The sequence below is a fragment of the Vibrio fortis genome (assembly GCF_000695685.1).
Lineage (GTDB): Bacteria > Pseudomonadota > Gammaproteobacteria > Enterobacterales > Vibrionaceae > Vibrio > Vibrio fortis_A.
Window position 1 is genome coordinate 199950 of the sequence record NZ_JFFR01000028.1, and the last position, 17425, is coordinate 217374.

Annotated in this window: 15 protein-coding genes and 1 other annotated feature; of the genes, 12 read left to right on the forward strand and 3 right to left on the reverse strand. The window is 45.2% G+C overall.

Features of this window, described 5'->3' with window-relative positions; genetic code table 11:
- The first annotated feature begins 501 nt into the window (after positions 1–501).
- From VFDL14_RS03020 to VFDL14_RS03005, 4 genes are all read left to right on the forward strand, one after another.
- Positions 502–1458, forward strand: a complete 957-nt coding sequence (locus tag VFDL14_RS03020) for a TIGR01212 family radical SAM protein (protein ID WP_032553140.1) — start codon at positions 502–504, stop codon at positions 1456–1458.
- Positions 1459–1538: 80 nt separating this feature from the next.
- A complete protein-coding gene (locus VFDL14_RS03015) occupies positions 1539–3311 on the forward strand; it encodes a diguanylate cyclase (protein WP_032553141.1) in 1773 nt (590 codons plus the stop codon).
- A gap of 126 nt (positions 3312–3437) precedes the next feature.
- Positions 3438–5783, forward strand: a complete 2346-nt coding sequence (gene arcB, locus VFDL14_RS03010) for an aerobic respiration two-component sensor histidine kinase ArcB (protein WP_032553142.1) — start codon at positions 3438–3440, stop codon at positions 5781–5783.
- Positions 5784–5790: 7 nt separating this feature from the next.
- Entirely contained in the window at positions 5791–6234 is a 444-nt protein-coding gene (locus VFDL14_RS03005; RefSeq protein WP_032553143.1) for a hypothetical protein, read from the forward strand.
- 124 nt (positions 6235–6358) lie between these two features.
- On the opposite strand, the gene arcA is transcribed toward VFDL14_RS03005, so the two are convergent.
- On the reverse strand, positions 6359–7075 hold the full coding sequence (arcA, locus tag VFDL14_RS03000) for a two-component system response regulator ArcA (protein ID WP_004741534.1): 717 nt from the start codon (positions 7073–7075) through the stop codon (positions 6359–6361).
- A gap of 542 nt (positions 7076–7617) precedes the next feature.
- On the opposite strand from arcA, the gene VFDL14_RS02995 reads away from it, so the two are divergent.
- Positions 7618–8103, forward strand: a complete 486-nt coding sequence (locus tag VFDL14_RS02995; RefSeq protein ID WP_032553144.1) for a putative 4-hydroxy-4-methyl-2-oxoglutarate aldolase — start codon at positions 7618–7620, stop codon at positions 8101–8103.
- Between the two features lie 67 nt (positions 8104–8170).
- Here the strand turns inward: VFDL14_RS02995 and VFDL14_RS02990 are convergent, their stop codons facing one another.
- Complete coding sequence (locus tag VFDL14_RS02990; protein ID WP_032553145.1) at positions 8171–8638, reverse strand: ribonuclease regulator; 468 nt, start codon at positions 8636–8638, stop codon at positions 8171–8173.
- A 320-nt stretch (positions 8639–8958) separates the two neighbouring features.
- Positions 8959–9074, forward strand: a sequence feature (Thr leader region).
- A 31-nt stretch (positions 9075–9105) separates the two neighbouring features.
- Here VFDL14_RS02990 and thrA point away from each other — a divergent pair.
- The 4 genes from thrA (at position 9106) to VFDL14_RS02965 (ending at position 14607) form a co-directional block, all read left to right on the forward strand.
- Complete coding sequence (gene thrA / locus VFDL14_RS02980) at positions 9106–11565, forward strand: bifunctional aspartate kinase/homoserine dehydrogenase I (RefSeq protein WP_032553147.1); 2460 nt, start codon at positions 9106–9108, stop codon at positions 11563–11565.
- A gap of 17 nt (positions 11566–11582) precedes the next feature.
- On the forward strand, positions 11583–12539 hold the full coding sequence (gene thrB, locus VFDL14_RS02975; protein ID WP_032553216.1) for a homoserine kinase: 957 nt from the start codon (positions 11583–11585) through the stop codon (positions 12537–12539).
- Entirely contained in the window at positions 12536–13819 is a 1284-nt protein-coding gene (gene thrC / locus VFDL14_RS02970; protein WP_032553148.1) for a threonine synthase, read from the forward strand. The genes thrB and thrC overlap by 4 nt, the downstream gene beginning before the upstream one ends.
- 128 nt (positions 13820–13947) lie before the next feature.
- The gene (locus VFDL14_RS02965) at positions 13948–14607 is read left to right on the forward strand and encodes an NADPH-dependent FMN reductase (RefSeq protein WP_032553217.1); all 660 of its coding nucleotides are present in this window, start codon (positions 13948–13950) and stop codon (positions 14605–14607) included.
- Positions 14608–14678: 71 nt separating this feature from the next.
- On the opposite strand, the gene grcA is transcribed toward VFDL14_RS02965, so the two are convergent.
- Positions 14679–15056: an autonomous glycyl radical cofactor GrcA gene (gene grcA, locus VFDL14_RS02960; protein ID WP_032553149.1), complete on the reverse strand. Its 378-nt coding sequence runs from the start codon at positions 15054–15056 to the stop codon at positions 14679–14681.
- Between the two features lie 327 nt (positions 15057–15383).
- Between grcA and nfo the strand changes: the two genes are divergently transcribed.
- The 3 genes from nfo to ung all read left to right on the forward strand — a co-directional run bounded on the left by nfo (position 15384) and on the right by ung (position 17417).
- Positions 15384–16289: a deoxyribonuclease IV gene (gene nfo / locus VFDL14_RS02955; RefSeq protein WP_032553150.1), complete on the forward strand. Its 906-nt coding sequence runs from the start codon at positions 15384–15386 to the stop codon at positions 16287–16289.
- A 114-nt stretch (positions 16290–16403) separates the two neighbouring features.
- A complete protein-coding gene (locus VFDL14_RS25065) occupies positions 16404–16538 on the forward strand; it encodes a hypothetical protein (protein ID WP_263641665.1) in 135 nt (44 codons plus the stop codon).
- Positions 16539–16736: 198 nt separating this feature from the next.
- Positions 16737–17417 carry a uracil-DNA glycosylase gene (ung, locus tag VFDL14_RS02950; RefSeq protein ID WP_032553151.1) on the forward strand — a complete coding sequence of 227 codons (681 nt, stop codon included), beginning with the start codon at positions 16737–16739 and terminating at the stop codon, positions 17415–17417.
- Positions 17418–17425 lie beyond the last annotated feature (8 nt).

The following is a 17425-nucleotide window of genomic DNA, read 5'->3' on the forward strand; positions in this document are numbered from 1 at the left end:
TAACTAGTTTGCACTTCGTCAGCCTTGTCCTTTTATATTTATGAGTCTAAACCTGCCCTGTGTTGGCGGTTTGAGTCCTTTCTGTCTCTCGCAGGAAAAATTTTGCGAGAAAAACAATCCTTAGTGATATCCGTTTTTTTTTGACCACAAACTAGTGGTTTATATAGGTGGGATTTGGATAACACCGACTTATTAGCAAGTTTGAGCTGTAATAAAATACTCAAAAAACGCCAATATGTGTAAGTATCCTACAATTTTGTTAAGGATAATTGCAATGAAAGTTGAACGATGTAGACCATTTTTTTGTTTTGAATTGAATTTTTTGCATAACATTTGTGCAACATTAGGCAAATAGAGCCGTTTTTTTGCATTTTTATTGATATTTGTTAGGTGTCTCGCAAACGCTTTTCAGTAAGCTGCCCGGCTTAATTTATGAAATCCTGTAATTAACTTTCATAGATGAAATTGATATTCATTCTTATTTAGCTTGGTGCTCCTCTCATGCAATTACACGAACTGGTCAATACGATTGGTCAAGATCTCCAGCGTCGCTATGGCGAAAAGGTCCATAAACTGACTTTACATGGTGGTTTTAGTTGTCCTAACCGTGACGGAACCATAGGTCGAGGAGGCTGTACTTTTTGTAACGTTGCGTCGTTTGCAGACGAAAAAACTCAAGTCCAAAGTATTGCGGCTCAACTTAACGATAGAGCGGGCGAAATTGCACGAGCTAAAAAGTATCTTGCCTATTTTCAGGCTTACACCAGTACCTATGCAGAGGTTCAGGTGCTCAAGAATATGTATGAAGAGGCGCTTAAAGCTCCGGGTGCTGATATTGTTGGATTGTGTGTTGGAACGCGCCCTGATTGTGTCCCGGATTCCGTATTAGAGCTGCTGGCTGGTTATGTAGAACAAGGCTACGAGATCTGGTTAGAGTTGGGGCTGCAGACCGCAAATGATCAAACGTTAAAGCGTATCAATCGTGGTCACGACTTCGCTATCTATGAGAGTATCACCAAGCGCGCTAGAGCATTAGGCATCAAGGTGTGTACCCATTTGATCGTTGGTCTACCTAAAGAGACTAAAGCTGACAATCTTGAAACATTAGATCGTGTTTTAAACGTTGGTACGGACGGAATCAAACTGCACGGCTTACATATTGTTGAAGGCAGCACTATGGCTAAGGCGTGGAAAGCCGGCAAGCTAGAGGCTCCATCTTTAGAAGAGTATGTCTATATTGCTACGGATATGATTCAGCGTACTCCGGCTGAGGTGATTTATCATCGAGTCTCTTCTGCAGCGCGTAGACCAACTTTGTTGTCGCCATTGTGGTGTGAGAACCGTTGGCTCGCCATGACCGAGATTGGTCGTTCGCTAGATAAAAGTGGCGCTCAAGGCTGCAAGAATGGCGAGGCTTTTGTCTACACTTTGCCGCAGCTAAACCCGACACCGAATTAACCAACAGCGGCTTGTAGAGATAAAAAGATCAATTAGTGATAAGATCCGCCCTATTAGAGATGTATATAGACAGAGGGTAGATGGAACCATTGATGACTTGGTTGTGGGACAATGCGATTTGCTATGGATCGTTTATTGTTACCCTTCTGCTGTTTACCTTGTTCGGCTGGTATCTCTATTCCCGTTATCAAGCGCATATCGAACATCTGCTGCTCGCCACGCCTGCACCCTTGTGTATGGTCGATGTTAAGAGTGGCGAAATCGTGCATGCGAATCGTCAGGCTATGCAATTATTGGGTATCCGTCAGATGGGTACTCATTTCCGTTACCCAACCAATGACTGTCAAACTGCCTTTTCTGAAAATCTTTCTAATCATCAAAGTAGCCACTCTTTTGAACAATGCCTGATGTGGGCGTTATCTGAGTTCGAATCTCGCAAGGTCAACATGCTAGGGCGCAAGATGATCTTTCGCGGTAAACGTGTATGGATGCTCTACGCAACGCCGCATAAACACTCTAGTGAAGAACAATCTCAAGAATTGCGAGAGCTTAATGTTGCTCGTACCGCTTTGGATTCGCTGTCTGAATTGATTTATGTAAAAGATCAAAAGGGCGATCTCGTGGCTAGTAACCGATCGTTTAAGAAGTTTTGGCATGGTCGTCTAGAAGAGGGCACGCTGAGTGTGTCGAGTGGCGCACTAAAAGGGCGAGTCAGCCAACGCAGCTGGACGACCGATCAAGAAGGAAAGAGCTGCCTGCTTGAGACCTATCAAAGTGTGTTGATTGATGGAAATGGGGAGAGGATTGGTACTCTCTCCATCAGCCATGATGTAACCGATTGGCATGACATGCAGCAACAACTGCGCGATGAGATGGAAAAGCGTAAAGACACTGAGGTGGCGTTGGCTCAGAGAGACACCATTCTTCAAAACATCTTAGAGGCTAGCCCAGATTCGATCGGTATCTTCAACGAGAACATGGTTTATCAAGCGTGTAATAAGCCGTTTGTTGCCGCATTAGGGATTTCTGAGGTGAGTGACTTAGTCGGCAAGCGCCTACAAGACGTTGTGCCAAACAGCATGTATTTGCGCCTTTCAGATTCTGATCATCAAGTGCTTCATCAAGGTAAATCACTGCGTTACATCGATAAGGTCGTCTCAAGTGATGGTGAGCAGACTTGGTACGATGTGGTGAAATCACCATTTAAAGATCCAGCATCCAGTACTAGTGGTGTACTGATCATGGCACGTGATATTTCAGAACGTTATTTAGCAGAGCAGAAACTTGAAGAGGCGAACTTAGAGCTAGAGCGCTTGAGCTTCTTAGATAGCCTGACTCAAGTTTCTAACCGCCGCCGTTTTGATGAGCAGCTTTCTACCTTGTGGCATTTCCATGTTCGAGAAAGACAGCCGCTCACCATCATGCTATGTGATATCGACTACTTTAAAGGCTACAACGATTTCTATGGTCACCAACAAGGTGATGACGCTTTGATTCAAGTATCAAAAGCCTTTAAACGTGTGCTGAACCGATCGTCTGACTGTGTTGCGCGTTACGGTGGTGAAGAGTTTGCCTTCATATTGCCAAACACAGCAACTGAAGGTGCTCAGCTGGTGGCGCAACGTATCCATGATGAGATTCAAAGCCTTGGCATTGTTCATGAAAAGTCTCTGGTTTCTGAGTGGGTGACAGTGAGTATCGGGGTGGTTTCTTACATTCCAACGCTCGATGATGAGATGGAATCGGCGGTTGCATTGGCTGACAGTGCCCTCTATCAGGCCAAAGCGGATGGACGTAATCAAACCAGTGTTCACCCCAGCTCAACAGGGCGTCTCCATACCTTGGGTTTATGAGTCATCAACAGACACCAAGATAAGCGTAATTAAATGCCCGCATGGCTGTTGCATGTGATGTGGCTAGCTTACCTCCCTTGTCTAAACAGGGTAGAATATTGCTAGTCTTATCGCATGGAGCGCTAAATGAAACCCATGAAAAATCTCGCCCAGTATTACGTTGATCTTCTCGTAAAGCTGGGAATTGTCCGATTCTCTATTCTCCTCGCATTAGCATTGGTCGCACTCGCGGTCGTGGTTCAAGTTGGTATCACTCTGGCTCTCAAAGGTAATGTCGATGATATCGATATTGTCCGCTCTGTCTTTTTTGGTCTGGTTATCACTCCTTGGGCTGTCTATTTTCTATCTGTCGTTGTTGATCAGCTGGAAGAGTCTCGTCAGCGCCTCGCTAAATTGGTCTCTAAACTTGGGGACATGCGTGAGCGTGACCAAGAGCTAAACAACAAATTACAGCTCAATATCGAGAAGCTTAACCAAGAGATCGAAGAGCGTGAAAAAGCTGAAGAGGCGCGTGCTGAAGCAATGCATGACCTAGAGAACGAAGTCTTTCAACGCGAACGCACTCAGCTTGAATTGGCGGAGAGAACCGCTCTTTTGCGTTCTTTCATTGATGCCTCTCCTGACCTTATCTATTACCGCAATGAAGATGGCGTATTCTCTGGATGTAACCGAGCCGTTGAAGAACTGACTGGTAAAACAGAGAAAGACCTAGTTGGCTTAACGCCATGGGATGTCTACAGCAAAGAGGTGGCTCAGCAAGTGGTTGAGACCGATGAAAAGGTCTTTGCTGATAATCAAGCCGTCACTTATGAGCAGTGGCTAGAGTACCCTGATGGGCGTAAGAACTACTTCGAATTGCGCAAGGTTCCTTTCTACAGCAAAGATGGTCGTCACCTTGGCTTGGTGGGCTTTGGGCGTGATATCACTGAGCGTAAAGAGCACGAAGAGTCGCTTGAGAAAGCCAGTCGAGATAAGACCACGTTCATTTCAACCATCAGCCATGAGTTGCGCACTCCGCTTAACGGTATTGTCGGCTTGAGTCGTATGTTACTCGATAGTCAATTAACGACTGAGCAGCGTAAACATATGCAGACTATTAAAGTCAGCGCTGTGACGCTCGGCAATATCTTTAACGATATTATCGACATGGATAAGTTCGACCGACGTAAGCTTGAGCTTTTCCCAACGCCAATTAACTTTGAAGACTTTGTTTCTGAGATGGAGAGTATCTCTGCATTGATGGCGGAGCAGAAAGGATTGAGGTTCGATCTCGAAAGACTATCTGATCTGCCAACAGCAGTAGAAGTTGATGGCACTCGTTTGCGCCAAGTGCTGTGGAATCTGGTTAGTAACGCGATGAAGTTCACCAAAGACGGCGGTGTGGTAATGACGGTGAGTGCGGATATCGAAGATGACTTCGCGCATATCACGATGGAAGTGGAAGACACCGGTATTGGTATTCCAGAGAGTGAAATCGATAAGATCTTCGCGATGTATTACCAAGTGAAATCCGGCTCTGATAACTTACATGCCGTTGGGACGGGAATTGGCTTGGCAGTTTCCAAGCAGCTGATCAACATGATGGACGGCGATATTACCGTGAGCAGTGAAGAGGGCTTCGGCAGTACCTTCACAGTCTCGATTCGTGTACCTGTTAATCACGATACTCAAGCTCTAGTGAAGACGCCAAGAAAGCAGTCGCAATTGAACATCTTTATGGTGGAAGACATTGAACTCAATGTTACGGTTGCCCGCTCGCTGCTTGAGAGTTTAGGTCACAAAGTGACGGTGGTCATGACCGGTAAAGAGGCGCAGATTGCGTTCAACCCGCAAGAGTTTGATCTGGTGTTGCTAGATATTCAACTTCCAGACATGACCGGTTTTGATATCGCTAAGTACTATCGTGAGAAGTACTCAGAGTTACCACCGCTGGTGGCGTTGACGGCCAATGTGCTTAACAACAAGAAAGAGTACCTCAACAAAGGGATGGATGATGCCATCAGCAAGCCGCTATCTGTGAAAGCGATTCAAGATGTGATTGCTAAGCTGATAGAGAGCGAGCAACCGGATAAACCACAAGTGATTGAAGAAGCACAAGTGGTGGAGCCGAAAACTACGTCCATAGACACCAGCTTGCTTGATATTGAGATGCTAGAGTCTTATGTTGATATTGTTGGCCCTAAGCCTGTGCTCGATAGCATTGCGATGTTTGAAGATATGATGCCTGACTACATGGATATCCTAAACTCAAACATGGTGGCAAAAGACCAAGCCAATATCGTTTCAGAAGCACATAAGATCAAGGGGGCAGCAGGCTCTATTGGTTTGAAACGAATTCAACAAGTGGCGCAAAAAGCGCAATCACCGGATCTACCAGCATGGTGGGAGAACATCTCAGATTGGGTCGATGAAATTAACAACGAATATCAGAACGACATTGAAGTCTTAAAGAGTTGGTTAAATCAAAGGTAGAAGAATAATGAAAAAATTAGCATTCGCCGCCTGTGTCGTGGCATTAGCGGGTTGTTCTGCACCACAAGTAGAATGGCAACAAGACAACCAAGTCGAAGTTTCTACTACGACCATCACAATGAAAAGTAATCTTTGGCTAAATAAGATGCCAACCATAGGTGAAGCACAAGATAAGACACTGCATGGTGCCATTTACCTTGAATCAGATTCTCAATTACCAGCGACACTGGCTGTTGAGAGTGTCACTGTTAAACAGGGCGCGGACACGCTACTTATTACTGGCGATGACCTAGACCTGAGAACGCACAATGAAACTCAATGGGAAGTGGCGTTTGTGTGGCAGCTAGAGATCGACAGCGAACAACCTGTTGATGTTGCAGTGGAGCTGAAAGATGGTGAAGCAGTGAAGTGGCTAGTTGAGAAAGACGTTAAAGTGGATACGGTTTACTAAATAAGCGCTTCAATAAATCAAGAGTAGCGTGCTTCGGCATGCTATTCGTGCCGCGTGAAACGGGTATTAAAAAAGGGAGGATGCTGAGCATTCTCCCTTTTCCTATTCACTGTGATGGTGTGAATTAGTCTTCTAGATCACCACAGAAGCGGTAGCCTTCACCGTGAATCGTAGCAATGATTTCTGGCGTACCAGACACTGATTCAAAGTGCTTACGGATACGACGGATAGTTACGTCTACTGTACGGTCATGTGGCTTAAGCTCACGGCCAGTCATCTTCTTAAGAAGGTCAGCACGTGTTTGGATCTTGCCTGGGTTCTCACAGAAGTGCAGTAGTGCACGGAACTCAGAGCGAGGCAGCTTGTAGCCTTCGCCATCTGGGCTTACTAGAGAGCGGCTGTTGATATCCAAAACCCAACCGTTGAATTCGTACTTCTCAACGCTGCGCTTCTCTTCTTGAACAGAGCTTGTGCTCATTGAACGATTTAGAAGGTTGCGTGCACGGATAGTCAATTCACGAGGGTTGAAAGGCTTAGTGATGTAATCATCTGCACCAATTTCTAGACCAAGGATTTTGTCTACTTCATTATCACGACCAGTTAAGAACATTAGCGCAACATTTGCTTGCTCACGTAGTTCACGAGCAAGTAGAAGGCCATTCTTACCAGGTAAGTTGATGTCCATGATAACAAGGTTCACTTGGTTGTCAGACAGCACTTGGTGCATCTCTTCACCGTCGCTAGCCTCAAAAACAGCATATCCCTCTGCTTCAAAAATACTCTTAAGAGTGTTACGAGTTACTTGCTCATCTTCTACGATAAGAATCTGCGGGGTTTGCATTTTGGCGGTACCTAAATTTGTGACGAAACTGTGCTAATAGAATAAATTCTAGGCAAAAACATAACATACAGGTAATGTAATTTTGATGATAACTCAAAGTTTTCAAAAATACACTTACTTCCAGCTGTCTGCCTTCCTTGAAGTATTGCCAATAACGTAAATCCAGTACGCCTTTTAATCATTCTGTTAGTGATTGCTGAGAATTCTATAATGTTAACAGCATGCTAACAACGCGATAATGTTAATTCCATTCACTTTGTTGATTTATATCAATTGCTGTCTGGTATCAAACTTGATTAGTATGAGCTACTGCTTAATCAACACTATAAATGATTAAATAGCCATAAATATGGAATGGCTATTCGAACTGGCTCGTATATTTTGCTTTCGTAGTCACACTTACCTACATCAAGAGTAGGCTGTGGAACCTAGGAAGCGATAAGCTGTCTTTTAATTATAGACATATTGAAAACAAAGGATTTATTTTTACTTTAAGCATGGGACTCGCGGCATGGGCTGCCTGTCTCGCTCATGGAGGATATATGCACGATATAACACCGGACTTATGTGATGAGTTCGAAAGCAAAGTGACGCTACTCAATCTCCCTTTACAGAACTACGGCCAACGTGCTGCGTTCTGGGGCGAAATTGTAACAGTGCGTTGCTATCACGATAATTCTAAGGTTCGTGATGTGTTAGAAGGTGACGGAAAAGGCAAGGTACTGGTGGTCGATGGAAACGGCTCTTGCCAAAAAGCCTTGCTGGGTGATCAACTTGCCATATTGGCGATTGAGAATGGCTGGGAAGGCGTGATCGTTAATGGCGCTATCCGTGATGTTGGAATGATGTCGCAGATGGATCTTGGTGTTCAAGCTCTAGGATCTTCACCATTCAAAACAGAGAAGCGTGGCAGTGGTCAAGTGAATGTGACGCTGACGATTCATAATCAACTGATCCAGCCTGGTGACTACATCTATGCTGATTGGAACGGAGTGCTCCTCTCTTCAGAGCTTCTGATCAACCCGTAGCTAGCGATTTTTAAGTGGAAACGGGAAACGGTTTGGAAGTTGAAGTGACCTAGAACCAGCAATCTGCTTAAAAACGAAAACCAATCCCAACTTCCACACCTTGCTGCCACTCTTCGTAATCGAGGGTGGCATGCAGGTCGAGATTATCGGTCAGTTGAACTCGACTGGTCACCTCAGCTGCAATCGACTTTTCTTTTCCTTGCTCAACATCTTCTTCATTACTGTAGGTGTGTAGAGTACTGTTGAAAGAGATGCGATCACTCAGTCGATAGCTTACGCCACTAAGGAATCCATTTTCATGCCTTAGAGCATCGCTATTGATACGAGCACCCACAAACAGATCGACGTTTTTAAACACCGAGTATGAATAGCCGCTGTCGACTTTCCAAACATCGAAAGATTCATTGGTTGAGCTTTGGCTTGAGATAAAAAACTTGTGTGCCGATGTGTCGAGTTGGCTCGGTAAGAGAGGCAAAGAATTCGCGTTACAAATAACAGGCATCGCAAAGGCTAAAAGAAATAGTAATCTTTTCACTTCCCACTCCTGATGTCGTTATTATTTGTTATATACGCTTGTTGTCTAATTAAAGCACAGAACTTGATGGTTAGCTGTACGAACCAGATACCTTTTTGCACAGAATTAATAAGCAACAGGTTGCTTTTGCGATCTAGGGCAAACTCTGTTCATTTTTTATGCCTTGCATTTCATTGCTACTTTCTGCTCTAAATAACGTCTTACTATGAAAAATGTCGTGAATGCGAAAAAAAAGTAACTTTTCATTGACGAGATGTAGCAAAACTTGATACACGTAGAGATAAGCAAACGCAGAGAATTGAATATGCAGCACTCAAGCCACCTAGTAATGACCACAACCATTATTATTACCGACATTACAATTGTTGGGGCAGGCTGCTAACTAACGGATTTACAAATAAAGGCCTGTATCCCACAAGATACAGGCCTTTTTTTATACCATTTTTACGACTTATGGAGAGGAAGGGATGCGAGTTTTAAAGTTTGGAGGTTCATCATTAGCGGACGCCGATCGTTTTTTGAGAGCGGCGGATATCATCGCTAATAATGCCCAGCAAGAAGAGCTAGCGGTCGTGCTATCAGCACCGGGCAAAACAACGAACAAGTTGGTTTCGGTGATTGAGTCGGCACTTAAACATGGTGAAGCGGAATCTCAAATCAAAGAGATTGAGTCCTCTTTTGTAGCACTATTTTCTGATATCAAAGCACTGGTTCCGGGCGTGGATGGCACGGCTTTCCAAGAGCAAGTTGAGACATCACTGACTCAACTACGTCAGTTTGTAAACGGTATTGACCTATTAGGCATGTGTCCTAACCATGTTAATGCGCGCATCATCAGTAAAGGTGAGCGTATCTCTATCCAGCTGATGAAGGCTGTATTAGAAGCAAAAGGTCAGCCAGCGAATCTTATCGACCCGGTTCAGTACCTATACGCGAAAGGTGATCACCTAGAAGCGATGGTTGATGTTGATGTCTCTACGCAGAACTTCCGTCAAAATCCTCTTCCTCAAGGACACGTTAACATCATGCCTGGCTTTACTGCCGGTAATGAAAAAGGTGAGCTAGTTACACTAGGTCGAAATGGTTCTGATTACTCAGCAGCGGTATTGGCAGCGTGTCTGCGTGCTGATTGTTGTGAGATCTGGACGGATGTAGACGGCGTTTATAACTGTGACCCTCGCCTTGTTGATGATGCTCGTCTTCTTAAGTCATTGAGCTACCAAGAAGCGATGGAGCTTTCATACTTTGGTGCTTCTGTTCTGCACCCGAAAACCATCGCACCAATTGCTCAGTTCCACATTCCTTGCTTAATCAAAAATAGCTTTAACCCTCAAGGTGCGGGCACACTGATTGGCCAAGACACTGGCGAAGACAACCTAGCGATCAAAGGCATCACTACCCTGAGTGACCTAACAATGGTTAACGTTTCAGGTCCAGGCATGAAGGGCATGGTTGGCATGGCGAGCCGCGTATTCGGTGCAATGTCTTCAGCTGGCGTGTCTATTGTTCTTATTACTCAATCTTCATCTGAGTACAGCATCAGCTTCTGTATCGAATCTGCAGATAAGCAGAAAGCACAACAAGTATTGTCTGAAGCGTTTGAGCTTGAACTGAAAGATGGCCTACTTGAGCCAGTAGAGTTCATGGATGACGTAGCTATCGTTACTTTGGTTGGTGACGGCATGCGTACTTCACGCGGTGTTGCTTCTCAATTCTTCTCTTCACTAGCAGAAGTGAACGTAAACATCGTGGCGATCGCACAAGGCTCTTCTGAGCGAGCAATTTCTGCCGTGATTCCTGAAGATAAAATCTCAGAAGCGATTAAAGCGTGTCACGAAAACCTATTTAACTCTAAACACTTCCTTGATGTCTTCGTTGTTGGTGTTGGCGGCGTTGGTGGCGAACTGGTGGATCAAATTAAGCGTCAGCAAGGTAAATTGGCAGAGAAAGGCATTGTTATCCGCGTATGTGGTTTAGCAAACAGTAAAGGCCTACTGCTTGATAGTGAAGGTCTACCTCTAGAGCATTGGCGTGACCGCATGAACAGTGCAACAGAAGAGTTCAGCCTGCCGCGTATTGCTGCTTTGGTTCAACGTAACCACATCATTAACCCAGTACTGGTTGATTGTACGTCAAGCGAAGCGATTGCAAACCAGTATGCTGATTTCCTAGCAGCGGGTTTCCACGTTGTTACACCGAATAAGAAAGCAAACACAGCAAGTATGGCGTACTACCATCAACTTCGTGAAGTTGCACGAAACTCACGTCGTAAGCTGATGTATGAGACAACAGTAGGTGCTGGCCTTCCGGTTATCGAGAACTTGCAGAACCTTATCTCTGCGGGTGATGAACTTGAGAAATTTAACGGTATCTTATCGGGCTCTCTATCTTACATCTTCGGTAAGCTTGATGAAGGTATGACTCTGAGCCAAGCAACTAATATCGCGAAAGATAACGGCTTTACAGAACCAGACCCACGTGACGACCTATCGGGTATGGATGTGGCGCGTAAGCTACTTATCTTGGCGCGTGAAGCGGGTATGGCTTTAGAGCTTGAAGATGTAGAAGTTGACCAAGCACTACCACCAGGTTTCGATGATTCAGGTAGCGTAGAAGAGTTCATGGCACGTCTACCAGAAGCGGATGCTTACTTCCAAGAGCAATCAGCAAAAGCGGCTGAAGAAGGCAAAGTGCTGCGTTATGTAGGCGAAATTGCCGATGGTAAATGTAAGGTTCGCATCGCTGCAGTTGATGGCGATGACCCAATGTTCAAGATTAAAGATGGTGAGAACGCACTAGCATTCTACAGCCGTTACTACCAACCAATCCCATTAGTACTGCGTGGTTACGGTGCGGGTACTGAGGTAACAGCAGCAGGTGTATTCTCTGATGTAATGCGTACCCTTGGCTGGAAATTAGGAGTTTAAGAATGAGTTCAAGTGATATGGATGTTGTAGTTTACGCTCCAGCTTCAATCGGTAATGTCAGCGTTGGTTTTGATGTTCTTGGTGCCGCTGTGTCGCCTATCGATGGCACACTGCTTGGTGACCGAGTGATGGTTAAAGCTGGTGATGAACCATTCTCTTTAAAAACAGCCGGCAGCTTTGTTTCTAAGCTGCCAACAGAAGCAAAAGAGAACATTGTTTACGACTGTTGGACAGTGTTTGCTCGTGAAATCGATAAGAAGGGTGTTGCTCTTAAACCACTAGAGATGACACTTGAAAAGAACATGCCGATTGGCTCTGGTCTAGGTTCAAGTGCGTGCTCAATTGTTGCCGCACTGGATGCCTTGAACCGTTTCCATGGTCAGCCATTGGACGAGACTGAATTGCTTGCGCTAATGGGTGAGATGGAAGGCAAGATTTCAGGTGGCGTTCACTATGATAACGTGGCTCCATGTTACCTTGGTGGCGTGCAATTGATGTTGGAAGAGCTGGGTATTATCAGCCAAGAAGTCCCTTGCTTTGATGACTGGTACTGGGTAATGGCGTATCCAGGGATTAAGGTATCGACGGCTGAAGCGCGAGAGATCCTACCATCTCAATACCGTCGCCAAGATATCATTGCTCATGGTCGTCACCTTGCGGGCTTTATTCACGCTTGCCACTCTGGTCAGCCAGAGCTTGCTGCAAAAATGATCAAAGACGTGATCGCAGAACCATATCGTGAGAAACTGCTACCAGGTTTTGCTGACGCCCGTAAATACGCGTTGTCAGCGGGAGCGCTTGCTACGGGAATCTCCGGCAGCGGTCCGACCTTATTTAGCATTTGCAAAGAAAAAGATGTCGCTGAGCGTGTTGCACGCTGGCTAGAACAAAATTACGTACAAAATGAAGAAGGATTCGTCCATGTTTGTCGTTTGGACAAGCAAGGCTCGATCGTTACAGGAAGTGAGTTATGAAGCTGTACAACATCAAAGAAAATGATGAACAAGTCTCTTTTGGCCAAGCCGTTCGCCAAGGTCTAGGTCGTAACCAAGGTCTATTTTTCCCATCAGAGCTACCAAAGTTTGATGATATCGATGCACTACTTGCAGAGGACTTTGTCCCTCGTAGCGCAAAGATTCTATCGGCACTGATTGGTGATGAACTACCAAAAGAGCAAATCGATCAAATGGTAGATGCAGCATTCCAATTCCCTGCACCTATCAACCAAGTGAAAGATGGCGTTTACGCGCTTGAGCTGTTCCACGGTCCAACGCTAGCATTTAAAGATTTTGGTGGCCGTTTTATGGCGCAATCTTTGGCAGCTGTTTCAGACGGCGGCAAGATTACCATCCTTACGGCGACATCAGGTGATACGGGCGCAGCCGTTGCGCACGCGTTCTACGGTATGGAAGACATCAACGTTGTGATTCTTTACCCGAAAGGTAAGATCAGCCCACTGCAAGAGAAGCTGTTCTGTACACTAGGTAAAAACATCCACACTGTTGCTATCGACGGTGACTTCGATGCGTGTCAGGCACTGGTTAAGCAAGCATTTGATGACGCAGCACTGCGTGAAGAGATCGGTCTGAACTCAGCGAACTCTATCAACATCAGTCGTCTAATGGCGCAGATCTGTTACTACTTCGAAGCGGCTTCTCAGCTGACTAAAGAGCAGCGTGAAAACTTAGTGGTTTCAGTACCAAGCGGTAACTTCGGTAACCTAACTGCAGGTCTATTGGCAAAAGCGTTAGGCCTACCGGTGAAGCGCTTCATCGCTGCGACCAATGAAAATGACACAGTGCCACGTTACCTAGAAACGGGCGAGTGGGATCCAAAGCCGACTGTTGCAACCACATCAAACGCAATGGATGTGAGCCAACCGAACAACTGGCCTCGTATCGAAGAGCTTTGCCAACTGAAAGGTTGGGGCTTGGATACACTGGGTAAAGGCAAAGTATCTGATGAGCAGAGCGCAGAATCAGTACGTGACCTAAAAGCACAAGGCTACCTATGTGAACCACACGGTGCTATCGCTTATCGCCTACTAGACGAGCAGCTGCAAGACGGTGAAACAGGCCTGTTCTTATGTACGGCTCACCCGGCTAAATTCAAAGAAGTGGTTGATGACATTCTTGGTTCAGACATCGATCTGCCAGGTCCGCTAGCGAAACACGCTGCGATGGAGCTGCTGTCTGAAGACCTTGCGAACGACTTTGATGCTCTTAAAGAAGTATTGCGTCGAGTTCAGCCATAGTTCTGAATACGCCAAATCTGATAAGAACATGACAATGACAAACCAATCGCGGTTTTGTTAGATTAAATGAAAAGGTGAGTGCCATGGGTATTCACCTTTTTTATTGGCTATTGATACGAGGAGAAGGTATGCACTTTTTAGTGTTTCTAGGCTCAGTACGAGAAAGCACGCCACCGAAACCAGCACGAGTGGGGGAGCGAGTCAGTCAGGCGTGTTTGAAGTTGCTGAATAAAACTTACCCTGAGCACACGGTAGAGATCATCGACCCTCTTGATTATGAGCTCGGGCCGATATTCAAGCCGGAGTTTTCTTACCGACGCTCCCAGGTGCCAGCTTCGTTAAGCGAGTTAGCGGAGAAGATAAAACAAGCTGATGGTTATGTGATGGTGAGTCCTGAATACAATCACTCGATGAGCCCAGCACTAGCAAACATTCTGAATCATTTTGGGAGTTCGCTGTTTTCTTATAAACCGAGTGCGATAGTGACCTATTCTGCGGGGCAGTGGGGAGGCGCTCGCGCAGCGGTATCGATGAGAACCTTCTTATCAGAGCTAGGATGTTTACCCGTGTCGGCGATGATTCATCTACCTAGAGCGCAGCAAGTCTTCAATGAAGAGGGAAGTGTGGCGGATGTATCAGAGCAGGATCAATGGGATGAATACATGAATCGAACTCTGCACCAGTTGGTGTGGTGGGCAGAAGGGGCTGCTCAGCAGCGAGATAAACTCGACCCTACCACGTTAGCCAAAGCGTTTCGCAAAGATCCTTCCCAAAGGAATGCGCCGTAAATGATAGACATAAAAAAAGCTTGGTCAGTAATGACCAAGCTTTTTAAATTTGGTTACGCTTAAGCTCTAAATTATAGAGACTCAGTGAACGTACGTGCGATAACATCACGTTGCTGTTCAGTCGTTAGCGAGTTGAAACGTACAGCGTAGCCCGATACACGGATAGTCAGCTGAGGGTAGTTCTCTGGGTGAGCAACTGCGTCTTCTAGCGTTTCGCGCTTAAGAACGTTTACGTTTAGGTGTTGACCACCTTCGATGCGAGGTGCAGTTTCGATTGTAACTTCACGGCTCTCGTACTCACCTAGATCAGCAGCTGGGATAACTTGGTCAGCTTCGAAACCAGCAGTTGCTGCAACACAACGCGCTTCGTTCTTTTCGCTATCTAGTAGCCAGATTGAGTTAAGTAGTTCGTCGTTTGCTGCTTTAGTAATTTGAATACCTTGGATCATCACTATCTCCTAGTCCACTGAATGTGGTTTGATTTATGGTGTTAACTTTCGAATTTTGTTGAGCTGGCTTATATATACCTATTTTTAGCTAGTTTAATATTGATTTAAGTCAAAAAACAACCAAAAACCTTAATTTTTTAATGGTAATTATTTTGAGTTAAATCAATAAAAGCTTTGAAAACAATATAGTTACAAAATATTTTAAACTATAAAAAATATTTAACGGTCATTTTTGTTGTAAATTTACTACAAAAATAGAGCTTTTATTGAACTGATGCGGATATAAACAAGTATTTATCCGCCATTCTGTAAGTGTGAAGTGATTTAATGACAAACAGTAATTCTCTGGAAAAAAACGCCCCAAACTCTCGCCAAAAATTCATAGGTGCTCATGTTTCTGCGGCTGGCGGTGTCGATCAAGCTCCTATGCGTGCACGAGAAATTGGCGCCAACGCATTTGCGCTATTTACTAAGAATCAGAGGCAGTGGGCGGCAAAGCCATTGGAGCCAAAAACCATCAGTGCATTTAAAGCCAACTGCAAGATGTTGGGCTTTGGCGCGGAGCACATTCTTCCTCACGATTCTTATTTGATTAACCTAGGTGCCCCAGAAGAGGAGAAGCTCGAAAAGTCTCGCGCGGCGTTTATTGATGAGATGGAGCGTTGTAACCAACTTGGTCTGACGCTACTTAATTTCCATCCTGGGAGTCATCTAAAGAAAATTTCTGAAAGTGACTGTTTGGCGCGCATCGCGGAGTCTATCAATATTGCTCATCGCGCGGTACCGGAGGTGATCGCCGTGATTGAAAATACGTCTGGGCAAGGGACTAATTTAGGTTGGAAGTTTGAGCACTTAGCGGAAATCATCGATCAGGTTGAAGATAAAACTCGAGTGGGGGTTTGTTTAGATACTTGCCACACCTTTACGGCCGGTTACGACCTGAGAACCAAGGAAGCCTGTGAAGCGACCTTTGCTGAGTTCGATCGTATTGTTGGTATGCACTATCTGAGAGCAATGCACATCAATGATTCAAAAGCTGAGTTCGCAAGTCGAGTCGATCGACACCATTCGCTAGGGCAAGGGGAAATTGGTTGGGCGTGTTTCGAGTATATCGCGAGTGATTCGCGCTTTGATAACATGCCGCTGATCCTAGAAACGATCGACTCTTCGATTTGGAAAGAGGAAATTCAACAACTTAGAATGTATCACCACACATCTGTGAACGCAGAGTGATCATTGAGAACAGTAAACCTTAAAAAAGTTGTGGCTAAATGAGATTGTTGGCACCTTTCTTTCATAGTGTTTAATGAATATGTATTTCACTATGTAATAGAGGAGGGTGCCATTATGTATTCGACCACTTACACACCTAAAGCTAATCTTCATGTCTCGACGATTCATGCGACCCCACGCTTGCCGACTCCAAATCGTCATATTCACAGTCACGGTCATCATCGAACACCTCAGAAAGGTCAATCGTGATTCCCCTTCCTTTTATTCAGCGGTGAGTATCGATGAATCTCTATCTGCGAATTTGGACAATGATGTCTATTAATAGCGGTATGAGGTATAACTAGGCTTTACAGTCACAGTTATCACTCATACCGCTATTTTTATCTGAGCAACTCGCTTGTGTCATTTACTAGCGTTACTCGAGTGGCATCGTTCGGGAGCAATTCAATGAGTTCGTCGCAGACTTGGCAAGAGATTATTCGTCAGCAACAGAGCCAAGCTTACTTTCAGCACATCAACGACTTTGTAGAAAAGCAAAGACGAGATGGTAAGGTCATCTATCCACCCCAAGATAAGGTATTCAGCGCCTTTGATGTGACGCCCTTTGAGGATGTGCGTGTGGTGATTCTCGGGCAAGACCCATACCACGGTGCTCAGCAGGCGCATGGTTTGGCCTTTTCTGTACTGCCAGGGGTTAAGATCCCGCCTTCTCTGCGTAACATGTATAAAGAACTTGCCGATGATATTGAGGATTTTGAGCCACCCTCACACGGTTACCTCGAGTCATGGGCGAAGCAGGGCGTATTGATGCTAAATACTGTACTCACAGTAGAAGAGGGTAAGGCGCACTCGCATGCTAAATGTGGCTGGGAGACGTTTACCGATCATATCATCGCGCAACTTAACGAACGCAATAAACCGATTGTCTTCTTATTATGGGGAGCGCATGCTCAGAAGAAAGGGCAAGCTATTGACGAGAGTAAGCATTTTGTCTTGAGTGCTCCGCATCCATCTCCGCTTTCTGCACGACGCGGCTTTTTTGGCTGTAAGCACTTTTCTCAAACCAATCAGCTATTGAAGTCACAAAACTTGCCTGCAATTGATTGGTGTTTACCATTTGACGTCTAGTTTGATGG

Coding starts and splice junctions, on each gene's coding strand:
- thrA (WP_032553147.1), top strand. CDS start 9,106: ATGCGAGTTTTAAAGTTTGGAGGTTCATCATTAGCGGACGCCGATCGT.
- arcB (WP_032553142.1), top strand. CDS start 3,438: ATGAAACCCATGAAAAATCTCGCCCAGTATTACGTTGATCTTCTCGTA.
- VFDL14_RS25065 (WP_263641665.1), top strand. CDS start 16,404: ATGTATTCGACCACTTACACACCTAAAGCTAATCTTCATGTCTCGACG.
- VFDL14_RS03005 (WP_032553143.1), top strand. CDS start 5,791: ATGAAAAAATTAGCATTCGCCGCCTGTGTCGTGGCATTAGCGGGTTGT.
- thrB (WP_032553216.1), top strand. CDS start 11,583: ATGGATGTTGTAGTTTACGCTCCAGCTTCAATCGGTAATGTCAGCGTT.
- arcA (WP_004741534.1), bottom strand. CDS start 7,075: ATGCAAACCCCGCAGATTCTTATCGTAGAAGATGAGCAAGTAACTCGT.
- grcA (WP_032553149.1), bottom strand. CDS start 15,056: ATGATCCAAGGTATTCAAATTACTAAAGCAGCAAACGACGAACTACTT.
- thrC (WP_032553148.1), top strand. CDS start 12,536: ATGAAGCTGTACAACATCAAAGAAAATGATGAACAAGTCTCTTTTGGC.
- VFDL14_RS02995 (WP_032553144.1), top strand. CDS start 7,618: ATGCACGATATAACACCGGACTTATGTGATGAGTTCGAAAGCAAAGTG.
- VFDL14_RS03020 (WP_032553140.1), top strand. CDS start 502: ATGCAATTACACGAACTGGTCAATACGATTGGTCAAGATCTCCAGCGT.
- VFDL14_RS03015 (WP_032553141.1), top strand. CDS start 1,539: ATGGAACCATTGATGACTTGGTTGTGGGACAATGCGATTTGCTATGGA.
- VFDL14_RS02965 (WP_032553217.1), top strand. CDS start 13,948: ATGCACTTTTTAGTGTTTCTAGGCTCAGTACGAGAAAGCACGCCACCG.
- nfo (WP_032553150.1), top strand. CDS start 15,384: ATGACAAACAGTAATTCTCTGGAAAAAAACGCCCCAAACTCTCGCCAA.
- ung (WP_032553151.1), top strand. CDS start 16,737: ATGAGTTCGTCGCAGACTTGGCAAGAGATTATTCGTCAGCAACAGAGC.